We start from the raw sequence: 12,069 nt of genomic DNA, 5'->3' as shown, positions 1-12,069 counted from the left end.
AGCGTCCCGCCATGGCCTTCGAGGAGAAACTGCTGACCGTGCCGCCGCCCGTCGAGGTGGCGGGCCGTCGCATCAAGCGCTACCACGTGACCGCCGACCCGCACGGGATCGCGCCCGACGTCGAAAAGGCGGCGTACGCGATGCTGCCGTCGCTGCTTCCCGAGCCGGACGGCACGCCGCCCGCCACGTTCGTCGTGCTGCACCGGGGCGGCGACGACGGCGCGTACCTCAACGCGTACAGCTGGGTGTGGGACAACGTCCTGCACTTCCGGGGTGCCGCCGCAGGCCAGCCGGTGCTCGGCTGCCCGGACCGCGACCCGGCCCGCTTCGTCCCGACGGAGCCGGCGGACCGGCCGTGGATCGGCTGCGTGTGGGAGCTGCCGCCCCTGCTCCACGAACGGAACGCCTGGGTGCGGCACATGCTGGCCCCCGAGCGGCCCGATCTCGACGCCTACGTACACGACAGCCTGCCCGAGGGCACGACCGGAGGACGCTCATGAGCACCGCGCACGACTTCGACTTCTTCTTCGGCGAGTGGGACGTCGCCCACCGGCGGCGCCTCGACTTCCTCGACCCGGACAGCGGCTGGGAGGAGTTCGGTGCGAGGAGCAGTTGCCGGCCCCTGTTCGGCGGGGCCGCGAACATCGACGAGATGGCGGTGCCCGCACAGGGCTGGACCGGTCTGACGCTGCGCCTGTTCGATCCCGCGACCCGTCTGTGGTCGCTGCACTGGTCGACCGACCGGACGGGCCGCCTCTTCCCACCGGTGACCGGGCGGTTCGCACAGGACGGGTACGGCGAGTTCTTCGGCGACGACACCCACGAAGGGAAGGAGGTGCGGGCACGCTTCGTATGGTCGGGCATCAGCGCGACGACGGCCCGCTGGGAGCAGGCGTTCTCCGTCGACGGAGGCGGGACGTGGCTGCCGAACTGGTCGATGGACTTCATCCGGCGCACCGACGAGAAGCAGCGCATCGGCCAGTAGAAGTGCTCTGGCCAACTGCGTTGACTTCGCGTGCACTTCAAGACGTTGACTCCCTTTCCGTGGCCCGCGCGCATCCGGCGACCGGGCCGCCCGACAGGGGGGATCTCCCATGAAGTACCGCACGATCGGCGGCGACCCGGCCCGCCGCCGCGAGGTCAGCGTCCTCAGCCTCGGCGCCATGCTGTTCGGCACCGTCACCGACGAGAAGACGTCGTTCGCGATCCTCGACCGCTACGTGGAGGCGGGCGGCACGTTCATCGACACCTCGGACAACTACGCGTTCTGGGTGGACGGCACGGTCGGCGGCGAGAGCGAGACGCTGCTCGGCAACTGGCGGCGCAGCCGTGGCATCGGCGACGAGATCTTCATCGCCACCAAGCTGGGCGCGGCGCCGCTGGCGCCGGGCACCGGCTACCTCGACAACCCCGAGGGCCTGTCGGCGAAGGCGATCCGCTCGGCGGTGGAGGGCAGCAAGGCCCGGCTCGGCGTCGAGCGCCTGGACCTGTTGTACGCGCACATCCCGGACCGCAAGGTCGAACTCGTGGAGACGGTGCGGGAGTTCGGGGCGCTGGTGCAGGAAGGCGCGGTGGGCCTGCTCGGCGTCTCCAACCACTGGGCCTGGCAGGTGGAGCGGGCGCGGGCGATCGCGCGCGCCGAGGGACTGGCCGGGTACGAGGTGCTCCAGTACCAGCACAGCTATCTGCGGCACCGCACCGATCTGTCGAGCGAGCTGTCGCCGGACGGGGTCTGCGCCACCGCCGACGGCAACCTGCTCAGCATGGTGCGGGCCGAGCGGGACCTCGCGCTCGTCGCCTATTCACCGCTGCTCACCGGGGCGTACGTGCGCGAGGACAAGCCGCTGGGCGCCGGGCACGACCACGGCAGCCGTGAGGCGCGGCTCACCGCGCTGCGGGAGGTCGCCACGTCGTCCGGCGCGACGGTCAACCAGGTCGTCCTCGCCTGGATGCTGGGCGCCGACGTGCCGGCGATTCCGCTGGTCGGCGCCTCGTCGGTCGCGCAGCTGGAGGAGAGCCTGAGCGCGGTGGACCTGGAGCTGACCGAGGAGGAGCGGGCGCGCCTGAACGCCGCCTGAGCCCCGGCATCCGGGCCGCCTCTTGCCCGCACTCACCTCCGGTGTCACCATTGGTCCGCAATTCGGATCCGGAGTCGACGAGCGGCACGACGGAGGACGTATGGGGATGGGCACGAGGCGGACGGGCGGCGCGCTCGCGATCGGTGCGGCGGTCGCGGGCCTGGGCGCCGGAGCGAGCTGGCTGTGGCGGAACCAGGCGGCGATCGCGTTCTCCCGGCCGGTCAACGAGTGGGCGTTCACGCACATGTCCGCGGTGCTGCCCAGCGAGACCGTGCCACGGTCGTCGGCGCCGCGACCGCTGCCCTTCGAGCCGGGGCTGCGCGGATTCACGTACGAGTACGGGGGCGCGCGGCGCACTCTGGCGGAGCTGCACGCGCGCACCCACACGACCGGGTTCGCCGTGCTGCACCGTGGCGCGCTGGTGCACGAGGCGTACCCGGGGCGGTTCGCCTCGCCGCGGGCCAGGTTCCAGCTGTTCTCCCTGACCAAGTCGGTGACGTCGCTGCTCATCGGGATCGCGAGGGAGGAAGGGAGTATCAAGGCGCTGGACGACAAGGTCGTCTCGTACCTTCCGGAGCTGGCGGGGAGCGCGTACGACGGGCCGACGGTCGAGGACCTGCTGCACATGAGCAGCGGGGTGGAGTTCGTGGAGGACTACGCCGATCCCGAGTCGTCGTTCGCCCGGTTCGAGCAGGCGGTGTCGGGCGGCGGCTCGCTGCTCGGCGTGGTGAAGTCGCTGCGGCGCGCGGCCGAGCCCGGCGGCACCTTCAACTATTCGACGGTGGACTCCCAGGTCCTCGGCTGGGTTCTCGAAGCGGCGACCGGGACGAGCCTCGCGCAGTACGCGCACAGCCGTCTGTGGAGCCGGATCGGCACCGAGCGGGACGCGTACTACTTCCTGACCCGGGGCCGCCCGCGCACCGCGCTCGGCGGCGGTTCGCTGAACGCGGCGGTGCGGGACATGGCCCGGGTGGGCCTGGTCATGGCGCGCGGCGGCGAGCTGGACGGGCGCCGGATCGTGCCCGCCGCCTGGGTCGAGCGCAGCCGCGGCGCCGGCCTCCCGCACCTGGCGGTCGGGGCGCTGGGCGGGGACCTGCCCCGGCACTACGGGTACGCGAACCAGTGGTGGACACTCGACGGGGAGCGCCGGTCGTTCACCGGGATCGGCATCCACGGGCAGTACCTGTGGGTCGACCCGGACGCGGATGTCGTCGTGGTGAAGACCAGCGCGTGGAACACGGCGGTGGACGACGACAAGGACGCGGAGACGGTGGCCGCGCTGACCGCGCTGGTCGCCCGTCTGGAGGCGGGCGCCTGAGCCCCGGGGCGGGCGGGCGCCGGTCGATAGGATGACGGACATGAGCGCATCCCGGGCGAAAGCCGCACCGCAGGCCACGGCCCGGCGCGGCCGCCCGCCGTCCACCTCGCTCAACCAGGGCGTGATCCTGGACGCCGCGCTCTCCCTCGTCGACCGTGAGGGCCCCGGCGCCCTGACGCTGCGCCGCCTCGGCGCGGACCTGGGCGCCAACCACACGGCGGTGCTGCGGCACTTCTCGGGCAAGGACGAGATCCTGCTCGGGCTCGCCGAGCGGCTGGTCCAGGAGGCGATGGACGGGTTCGCCCCGTCCGGCGGCTGGCGGCACACGCTGGAGTCGCTGGCCCGCCGGATGCGGACGGCCTGTCTGGCGCATCCGCGGGTGGCCGTGCTCGTCGCCACCCGGGTCGCCCGGCGCGACGCCGAGTTCCACGGCGCGGACGTGGTCGTCGGCGCGCTGCGCACCGCCGGTTTCGGGGACCGGGACGCGGCCCGCTACTACCGGTCGCTGGTCGACACCTCGCTCGCGCTGGCCGCGTACGAGGCGTCGGTCGTGGCGCTGGGCAGCGCCTCCCGCGAGGGTGACCGGCTGGCGTGGCGGCGCGAGTACCTGGCCGTGTCGCCGGACCGCTATCCGGATCTGGCGGCGGTCGCCCCGCACCTGGCCGCCGCAGACGAGGACGACCAGTTCGAGACGACCCTCGCGCTGCTCCTGGACGCCGTGGAGCTGCGGGCCGCGCGGGGCTGAGTCAGGCGGCGCCGTGTCCCGGTGCCAACTCCTCGACCTTGCGGGCCAGTTCGAAGTCCTTGGCAGTGACGGCGCCGCCCGCGTCGTGGGTGTGCACGGCGAGGGCGACCGTGTTGTAGCCGAGGGTCAGGTCCGAGTGGTGGTTCAGCTCCTCCTGGGTCTGGGCGATGTGCACGACCAGGGCGGTCGCCGCGAAGTGGCTGCCCAGGCGGTAGGTGCGGGTGATCCGGGCGCCGTCGAGCGACCAGCCGGGCAGCTCGGCGAGACGGTCCTCGATCTCCTTCTGGGAAAGCGGCTCTGTAGGCATGCCTCCAGCCTGCCACCACTTGCGGTTACGGTCTCCCCATGACGACCCGGACGACGACGACCCGCACGCCCGAGGCGCCGCGCGGGACCACCTCCGAAGTGGGCCGGCTGCTGCGCGGCTGGCGGGAGCGGCGGCGGGTCAGCCAGCTGGACCTGGCGCTGCGCGCCGACTCCTCCGCGCGGCACATCAGCTTCGTGGAGACGGGCCGCTCGCGCCCCAGCGAGGAGTTCCTGCTCCGGCTCGCCGAGCACCTGGACGTACCGGTTCGGGAGCGCAACGCGCTGCTGCTGGCGTCCGGTTACGCGCCGCGCTTCGCCGAGACGTCCCTCGACGATCCGTCGCTGGGCGCGCTGCGCGCGGGCCTGGAGCAGTTGCTGCGCGGCTACGAGCCGTACCCGGCGCTGATCGTGAACGCGACGTACGACGTGATCGCGGCGAACCGCGGTGTCGCGCTGCTGACGGAGTCGCTGCCCGAGCACCTGCTGACGGCCGAGCCGATGAACGCGATGCGGCTCACGCTCCACCCGGAGGGTCTCGCGCCGCGGATCCGGAATCTGCGCGCCTGGCGCGGGCATCTCCTCGCGCAGATGGAGCGGCAGATCGCGTTGGCCCGGTCCGCGCCGCTGCGCGCACTGTACGACGAGGTGGCCGCCTATCCGGTGCCGGAGCGGGACGAGGACCCCGAACCGTCGGACGACGTGCCGTACTTCGCGCTGCCGATGGTCATCGAGCACGACGGACACGTGCTGTCGTTCGTGTCGTCCATCTCGACGTTCAACACCCCGATGGACGTGACGGTCGCCGAGCTGGCCATAGAGACGTTGCTCCCGGCCGATCCCGCGACGGTCACATACCTCCGGCGCGCCTGACCCGTTCGGCCCAGCGCCGGGGACGACCGGCCTGAATCCGTCCTCCCGCGCAACCCGTACGGCCCTCACCGCATGTGCTCCCGTCGCCACGCCCCTACGTTGCGAAGGACGGATACCGAGGGAGCAGACGGTGACTGACACGACGGGCGCCCCGGCCGAGCCGGACGTGGCGCTGCTGAAGGCCGGCCGGTTCTTCCGGCGTGGGAAGGCCGCCGAGGACCTGCACAGTGTGCGGATCAAGGGCGGCAGGGACGGGGACGTCTTCTACCGGGACCGGTGGAGCCACGACAAGGTCGTGAACTCCACGCACGGCGTGAACTGCACCGGCTCGTGCCGGTGGAAGGTGTACGTCAAGGACGGCATCATCACCTGGGAGACCCAGCAGACGGACTACCCGAGCGTGGGCCCCGACCGTCCCGAGTACGAGCCGCGCGGCTGTCCGCGCGGGGCGGCGTTCTCCTGGTACACGTACTCGCCGACGCGGGTGCGCTACCCGTACATCAGGGGCGTGCTCCTGGAGCTGTACCGGGAGGCGAAGGCGCGGCTGAAGGACCCCGTGCTCGCCTGGGCCGACATCCAGGGCGATCCCGAGCGCCGCCGCAGGTACCAGCAGGCGCGCGGCAAGGGCGGACTGGTGCGGGCCACGTGGGACGAGGCCGTCGAGATCGTCGCGGCCGCGCACGTCCACACCATCAAGACGTACGGGCCCGACCGCGTCGCCGGCTTCTCCCCCATCCCCGCGATGTCGATGGTGTCGCACGCGGCCGGGGCCCGGTTCATGTCGCTGATCGGCGCGCCGATGCTGTCGTTCTACGACTGGTACGCGGATCTGCCCGTCGCCTCCCCGCAGGTCTTCGGCGACCAGACGGACGTGCCGGAGTCGGGCGACTGGTGGGACGCGGCCTACCTGATGATGTGGGGCTCGAACGTCCCGGTCACGCGAACGCCGGACGCGCACTGGATGGCCGAGGCCCGCTACCGCGGCCAGAAGGTCGTCGCCGTGTCGCCGGACTACGCGGACAACACGAAGTTCGCCGACGAGTGGCTGCACCCGCACCCGGGGACCGACGGGGCGCTCGCCCTCGCCATGGGGCACGTCATCCTCAAGGAGTTCTTCGTCGACCGTGAGACGCCGTTCTTCACGGACTACGTCAAGAAGTTCACCGATCTGCCGTTCCTCGTGACGCTGGACGAGCGCGACGGCGCGTTCGTCCCGTCGAAGTTCCTGCGCGCCGCCGATCTCGGTCAGGGCGGCGAGGGCGCGGAGTGGAAGACGGCGGTGCTCGACGAGGCGACCGGCCTTCCGGTCGTCCCGAACGGCTCGCTCGGCTTCCGCTGGACCGAGTCGGGCGCGGGCAAGTGGAACCTCGAACTGGGCAACATCAAGCCGCAGTTGAGCCTGCACGGCAGCGATGTCGCGAGCGGGGTGGAGGTGCTGCTCCCGCGCTTCGACACCGACGGCGGCGCGCACGGTCAGGGCCGCGGCGACACCGTGCGGCGCGGGGTGCCCGCGACGCGGCTCGGCGGCCCCGACGGGCCGCTGGTCACCACCGTCTTCGATCTGCTGCTGGCCCAGTACGGCGTCGGGCGCGACGGACTGCCCGGCCAGTGGCCCTCGTCGTACGAGGACGGGGACTCCCCCGGCACGCCCGGCTGGCAGGAGGCGCACACCTCGGTGCCCGCCGCCAAGTGCGTCAAGATCGCCCGGGAGTTCGCGGCGACGGCGGAGAAGTCGCGCGGCCGCTGCATGATCCTCATGGGCGCCGGCACCAATCACTGGTTCCACTCGGAGACCATCTACCGCGGTTTCCTCGCGCTGCTCCAGCTCACCGGCTGCCAGGGCAGGAACGGCGGCGGCTGGGCGCACTACGTGGGGCAAGAGAAGTGCCGCCCGGTGACCGGCTGGGCCTCGCTGGCCTCCGCCAACGACTGGTCACGGCCGCCCCGGCAGATGATCGGCGCCGCGTACTGGTTCACCAACACCGACCAGTGGCGCTACGACAAGTTCGGCGCGGACGTGCTCGCGTCGCCGCTCGGCAAGGGCGCCTTCGAGGGGATGACGGGCGCCGACTGCCTTGCGCTGTCGGCCCGTTCGGGCTGGATGCCGTCCTACCCGACGTTCGACCGCAGCTCCCTGGACCTCGGTGAGCAGAGCGTCGAGGACACCGTCGCCGAACTCAAGGCGGGCAGCCTCAAGTTCGCCTGCGAGGACCCGGACGCGCCGGAGAACTGGCCGCGCGTGCTGACCCTGTGGCGGGCCAATCTGCTCGGCTCCTCCGCGAAGGGCGCCGAGTACTTCACCAAGCACCTCCTCGGCACCCACTCCTCCCTGCGGGCCGAGGAGGCGTCGCTCGAGGAGCGGCCCACGACGGTGACCTGGCGGGACGAAGCGCCGGAGGGCAAGCTCGACCTGCTGCTCTCCCTCGACTTCCGCCAGACGTCGTCGACGCTCCTGTCCGACGTCGTGCTGCCCGCCGCGACCTGGTACGAGAAGCACGACCTGTCGTCGACGGACATGCACCCGTACGTGCACTCCTTCACCCCGGCCGTGGACCCGCCGTGGCAGGCCCGCACCGACTTCGACACGTTCAAGGCGCTCGCGGAGAAGCTCAGCACGCTCGCCGCGGGCCACCTCGACACGCGCAAGGACCTGGTCGCGGCGCCGCTCCAGCACGACACCCCGGGTGAGATCGCGCAGCCCGGCGGGGTCGTCCTGGACTGGCGCAAGGGCGAGTGCGAGCCGGTGCCGGGCAAGACCATGCCGAACCTGGTCGTGGTCGAGCGGGACTACACCGCGATCGGCGCGAAGTTCACCTCGCTCGGCCCGCTCGTCGAGAAGCTCGGGCTGCCCGCCAAGGGCATCACGCTCAAGCCCGACCAGGAGGTCGAGGAGCTGCGCGAGCGCAACGGCGTGGTGCGCGGCGGGCCCGCCGACGGGCGCCCGCTGCTCGACACCGCGGTCAAGGCGGCGAACACGATCCTCGCGCTGTCCGGCACCACCAACGGACGGCTCGCCACCCAGGGCTTCCACACCCTCGAAGCCCGTACCGGACAGGGCATGGCGCATCTGTCCGCCGAGCACGAGGGCAAGCGCGTCACATACGCGGACACCCAGGCGGCCCCGGTGCCGGTGATCACGTCGCCGGAGTGGTCGGGCAGCGAGTCGGGCGGGCGCCGCTACACCGCGTTCACCCTCAACACCGAGCATCTGAAGCCCTGGCACACGCTAACGGGTCGTCAGCACTTCTTCATCGACCACGACTGGATGCACGAGCTGGGCGAGGCGCTGCCCGTGTACCGGCCGCCGCTGGACATGAACCGGCTCTTCGGCGAGCCGAACCTCGGCCCGGACGGCGAGAAGGAGGTGACGGTCCGTTACCTCACGCCGCACAACAAGTGGTCGATCCACTCCGAGTACCAGGACAACCTGTTCATGCTGGCGCTGTCCCGCGGCGGCCAGTCCATCTGGATGTCCCCGCAGGACGCGGAGTCCATCGGCGTGAAGGACAACGACTGGATCGAGGCGGTCAACCGCAACGGCGTGGTCGTGGCCCGCGCGATCGTCTCGCACCGGATGCCGGCCGGCACGGTCTACATGCACCACGCGCAGGAGCGGACCGTGAACGTCCCGAAGGCGGAGACGACCGGCAAGCGCGGCGGCATCCACAACTCGCTCACCCGGCTGATCCTCAAGCCGTCCCATCTCATCGGCGGATACGCGCAGTTGAGCTGGGCGTTCAACTACCTCGGCCCGACGGGCAACCAGCGAGACGAAGTCACCGTCATCCGGCGCCGCTCGCAGAAGGTGGAGTACTGATCCCATGCGCATCATGGCTCAGATCGCGATGGTCATGAACCTCGACAAGTGCATCGGCTGCCACACCTGCTCGGTCACCTGCAAGCAGGCGTGGACCAACCGCAACGGCATGGAGTACGTCTGGTTCAACAACGTCGAGACCCGTCCCGGGCAGGGCTATCCGCGCCGCTACGAGGACCAGGAGAAGTGGCGCGGCGGCTGGGAGCTGAACAAGAAGGGCGCCCTCCAGCTCAAGGGCGGCGGCCGGTTCAAGAAGCTGCTCGGCATCTTCTCCAACCCCAAGCTGCCGGAGATCAAGGACTACTACGAGCCCTGGACGTACGACTACAAGAACCTCACCGACGCTCCGCTCGGCGACGACTACCCGGTGGCACAGCCCCGCTCGCAGATCACCGGCAAGCCGATGAAGATCGAGTGGTCGTCGAACTGGGACGACAACCTAGGCGGTTCGACGCAGTACGGCGATCTCGACCCGATGGTGCAGAAGACCCGCGAACAGGCCGCGGAGAAGGTCAAGTTCGCGTTCGAGCAGACCTTCATGTTCTATCTGCCGCGGATCTGCGAGCACTGCCTGAACCCGTCCTGCGTGGCGTCCTGCCCGTCCGGCGCGATGTACAAGCGCGAGGAGGACGGCATCGTCCTCGTCGACCAGGACCACTGCCGCGGCTGGCGCATGTGCGTCACGGGATGCCCGTACAAGAAGGTCTACTTCAACCACCGCACCGGCAAGGCCGAGAAGTGCACGATGTGCTACCCGCGCCTGGAGGTCGGCCTGCCGACGGTCTGCTCGGAGACGTGCGTGGGCCGGCTGCGCTACCTCGGGGTCATCCTCTACGACGCCGACAAGGTGACCGAGGCGGCCCAGACGAAGGACGAACACGCGCTGTACGAGGCACAGTTGGGCGTCTTCCTGGACCCGGAGGACCCCGAGGTGCGGCGCGCGGCCGAGCAGGCCGACATCCCCTTCGACTGGATCGAGGCGGCCCGCCGCTCCCCCGTGCACGCGCTCATCAGCAAGTACAAGGTGGCGCTCCCGCTGCACCCGGAGTACCGGACGATGCCGATGGTCTGGTACATCCCGCCGCTCTCCCCCGTCGTCGACGCGCTCACCGAGACCGGGCACGACGGCGAGGACGTGGCGAACCTGTTCGGCGCCATCGACACCCTGCGCATCCCCCTCGAATACCTCGCGGAGATCTTCACGGCCGGTGACGTGAAGCCCGTCCGCTCCTCCCTGGAGAAGCTGGCCGCGATGCGCTCCCACATGCGGGCCATCAACCTCGGCGACCGGCCCGACCCCGCGATCTCCGAACAGGTCGGCATGTCGGCGGTGGAGATCGAGGAGATGTACCGGCTGCTCGCCATCGCCAAGTACGAGGACCGCTACGTCATCCCGACCGCGGCCATCGGCGACGCGCAGCGCCTGGAGGAGTCCGCACTGCCGGACTCCTGCTCGCTCGACTACGAGGAGGGCCCCGGCATGGGCGGCGAGGGCCCCTTCGGCGGCGACTCCGGGGCCACCACCACCGGCGGCCGCAAGCTGCTGCCCGTCGTGTCCGTCGAGAGCTTCCATCTGACCAAACGCCGGCAGACCGCCGACGATCCGGAGGAGACCTGATGACCGACCGGACCTCCCTGCTGTTCCAGGCGGCGGCGCTCTGTCTCACGTACCCGGACGAGGAGCTGTACGAGCGGCTGCCGCTGGTGCGCGCCGCGGCCCCGGAGCTCGCGCCGTTCGTCGACCACGCCGAGGCCACCGCGCTCCCGGAGCTGGCCGCCCACTACGTGCAGGTCTTCGACTTCAAGAACCGGCACAGCCTGTACCTGACGTGGTGGCGCGACGGCGACACCCGCAGGCGCGGGATGTCGCTGGTGGAGATGAAGGAGATCTACCGCGAGCACGGCCTGGAGTTCACCGGCGAGGAACTGCCGGACTACCTCCCCGCCGTCCTCGAATTCTCCGCCCAGGCCGGCTCGTTCCTTCTGGAGGAGCACCGCAGCGGCATCGAGCTGCTGCGCCTCGCCCTCACCGAGCACGGCACCCCGTACGCGACCGTGCTCTCCGCGGTCTGCGGGGCACTGCCGGGCGCCTCGCCCAAGGACCGGGCGGCGGCGCTCGCGCTGGCCCGCTCGGGCCCGCCCCGCGAGGAGGTCGGTCTCGAACCCTTCGCGACCCTGCCGCTGATGGTGAAGGAGCACGCCCCGTGACCACCCTGATCTGGGGCGTCCTGCCCTACGTCGCCGTCGTCCTGCTGATCGCGGGCACGATCTGGCGCTACCGCTACGACAAGTTCGGCTGGACGACCCGCTCGTCCCAGGTCTACGAGTCGAAGCTGCTCAACATCGCCTCGCCCGTCTTCCACTACGGCATCCTCTTCGTCCTCGCGGGCCACATCATCGGCATCTTCATTCCGATGTCGTGGACCGAGAAGGTGGGGGTCAGCGAGCACACGTACCACATGTTCTCGCTGATCGGGGGCACGTTCGCGGGCGTCCTCACGGTCTGCGGCATCTTCATGCTGCTGTACCGGCGCCGTTTCAAGGCCCCGGTGTTCCGTGCCACCACGCGCAACGACAAGCTCATGTACCTCGTGCTGCTCGCCGCCATCGTGCTCGGCATGACCGCCAAGCTCACCCACGCCTCCGGCGACGGCTACAACTACCGCGAGTCGATCGGCCCTTGGGCCCGCAGCCTGTTCACACTCAACCCGGACATCGACCTGATGCACGGGGTGCCGGTGCTCTACCAGATTCACGCGGTAGTGGGCATGTCACTGATCGCGCTGGTACCGTTCACCCGGCTCGTGCACATGTTCAGCGCGCCGGTGCAGTACCTGTTCCGTCCGTACGTGGTCTATCGCAGCCGCGACCCGCGGCGCCTGACCGCCAGGCCGGAGCGACGGGGGTGGGAGCGCACCGGCTCCTGATTCCCGAC

The 12,069-nt window shown here is 70.7% G+C and carries 11 protein-coding genes; 10 read left to right on the top strand and 1 reads right to left on the bottom strand.

Annotation, left to right across the window (positions count from 1 at the left end):
• Positions 1-11 precede the first annotated feature (11 nt).
• The 5 genes from K377_RS00410 to K377_RS00390 all read left to right on the top strand — a co-directional run bounded on the left by K377_RS00410 (position 12) and on the right by K377_RS00390 (position 4,141).
• Positions 12-500 carry a hypothetical protein gene (locus tag K377_RS00410; RefSeq protein ID WP_111661027.1) on the top strand — a complete coding sequence of 163 codons (489 nt, stop codon included), beginning with the start codon at positions 12-14 and terminating at the stop codon, positions 498-500.
• A complete protein-coding gene (locus K377_RS00405; protein ID WP_111661026.1) occupies positions 497-985 on the top strand; it encodes a hypothetical protein in 489 nt (162 codons plus the stop codon). Before K377_RS00410 ends, K377_RS00405 begins: the two co-directional genes overlap by 4 nt.
• Before the next feature lie 109 nt (positions 986-1,094).
• Positions 1,095-2,078 (top strand): aldo/keto reductase, encoded by a 984-nt coding sequence (locus tag K377_RS00400; RefSeq protein ID WP_111661025.1) that lies wholly within the window; start codon positions 1,095-1,097, stop codon positions 2,076-2,078.
• Between the two features lie 106 nt (positions 2,079-2,184).
• Complete coding sequence (locus tag K377_RS00395) at positions 2,185-3,396, top strand: serine hydrolase (RefSeq protein ID WP_237551854.1); 1,212 nt, start codon at positions 2,185-2,187, stop codon at positions 3,394-3,396.
• A gap of 40 nt (positions 3,397-3,436) precedes the next feature.
• Positions 3,437-4,141, top strand: coding sequence for a TetR/AcrR family transcriptional regulator (locus K377_RS00390; protein WP_237551853.1), 705 nt, complete (start codon positions 3,437-3,439; stop codon positions 4,139-4,141).
• A gap of 1 nt (position 4,142) precedes the next feature.
• Here K377_RS00390 and K377_RS00385 read toward each other — a convergent pair whose 3' ends face one another.
• Positions 4,143-4,448, bottom strand: coding sequence for a 4a-hydroxytetrahydrobiopterin dehydratase (locus K377_RS00385; protein ID WP_111661022.1), 306 nt, complete (start codon positions 4,446-4,448; stop codon positions 4,143-4,145).
• A 38-nt stretch (positions 4,449-4,486) separates the two neighbouring features.
• Here K377_RS00385 and K377_RS00380 point away from each other — a divergent pair, with 38 nt between their 5' ends.
• The 5 genes from K377_RS00380 to narI all read left to right on the top strand — a co-directional run bounded on the left by K377_RS00380 (position 4,487) and on the right by narI (position 12,061).
• Positions 4,487-5,317 carry a helix-turn-helix domain-containing protein gene (locus K377_RS00380; RefSeq protein WP_111661021.1) on the top strand — a complete coding sequence of 277 codons (831 nt, stop codon included), beginning with the start codon at positions 4,487-4,489 and terminating at the stop codon, positions 5,315-5,317.
• Positions 5,318-5,447: 130 nt separating this feature from the next.
• On the top strand, positions 5,448-9,134 hold the full coding sequence (locus tag K377_RS00375) for a nitrate reductase subunit alpha (RefSeq protein ID WP_111661020.1): 3,687 nt from the start codon (positions 5,448-5,450) through the stop codon (positions 9,132-9,134).
• 4 nt (positions 9,135-9,138) lie between these two features.
• Positions 9,139-10,752 carry a nitrate reductase subunit beta gene (narH, locus tag K377_RS00370; protein ID WP_111661019.1) on the top strand — a complete coding sequence of 538 codons (1,614 nt, stop codon included), beginning with the start codon at positions 9,139-9,141 and terminating at the stop codon, positions 10,750-10,752.
• Complete coding sequence (narJ, locus tag K377_RS00365; protein WP_111661018.1) at positions 10,752-11,342, top strand: nitrate reductase molybdenum cofactor assembly chaperone; 591 nt, start codon at positions 10,752-10,754, stop codon at positions 11,340-11,342. Before narH ends, narJ begins: the two co-directional genes overlap by 1 nt.
• Complete coding sequence (gene narI / locus K377_RS00360; RefSeq protein WP_111661017.1) at positions 11,339-12,061, top strand: respiratory nitrate reductase subunit gamma; 723 nt, start codon at positions 11,339-11,341, stop codon at positions 12,059-12,061. The genes narJ and narI overlap by 4 nt, the downstream gene beginning before the upstream one ends.
• Positions 12,062-12,069: the final 8 nt, after the last annotated feature.

It is taken from the genome of Streptomyces sp. PsTaAH-137 (genome assembly GCF_003259365.1).
In the GTDB taxonomy this organism is placed as follows: domain Bacteria; phylum Actinomycetota; class Actinomycetes; order Streptomycetales; family Streptomycetaceae; genus Streptomyces.
The sequence above is the reverse complement of the archived record's forward strand: the minus strand, read 5'-3'. Positions and strand labels throughout refer to the sequence as shown.

What these genes read in the sequence shown, in the direction of transcription:
- K377_RS00390 (WP_237551853.1), top strand. Translation starts at nt 3,437, where the DNA reads ATGAGCGCATCCCGGGCGAAAGCCGCACCGCAGGCCACGGCCCGGCGC.
- K377_RS00395 (WP_237551854.1), top strand. Translation starts at nt 2,185, where the DNA reads ATGGGCACGAGGCGGACGGGCGGCGCGCTCGCGATCGGTGCGGCGGTC.
- K377_RS00385 (WP_111661022.1), bottom strand. Translation starts at nt 4,448, where the DNA reads ATGCCTACAGAGCCGCTTTCCCAGAAGGAGATCGAGGACCGTCTCGCC.
- K377_RS00410 (WP_111661027.1), top strand. Translation starts at nt 12, where the DNA reads ATGGCCTTCGAGGAGAAACTGCTGACCGTGCCGCCGCCCGTCGAGGTG.
- narH (WP_111661019.1), top strand. Translation starts at nt 9,139, where the DNA reads ATGCGCATCATGGCTCAGATCGCGATGGTCATGAACCTCGACAAGTGC.
- K377_RS00380 (WP_111661021.1), top strand. Translation starts at nt 4,487, where the DNA reads ATGACGACCCGGACGACGACGACCCGCACGCCCGAGGCGCCGCGCGGG.
- K377_RS00400 (WP_111661025.1), top strand. Translation starts at nt 1,095, where the DNA reads ATGAAGTACCGCACGATCGGCGGCGACCCGGCCCGCCGCCGCGAGGTC.
- K377_RS00405 (WP_111661026.1), top strand. Translation starts at nt 497, where the DNA reads ATGAGCACCGCGCACGACTTCGACTTCTTCTTCGGCGAGTGGGACGTC.
- narJ (WP_111661018.1), top strand. Translation starts at nt 10,752, where the DNA reads ATGACCGACCGGACCTCCCTGCTGTTCCAGGCGGCGGCGCTCTGTCTC.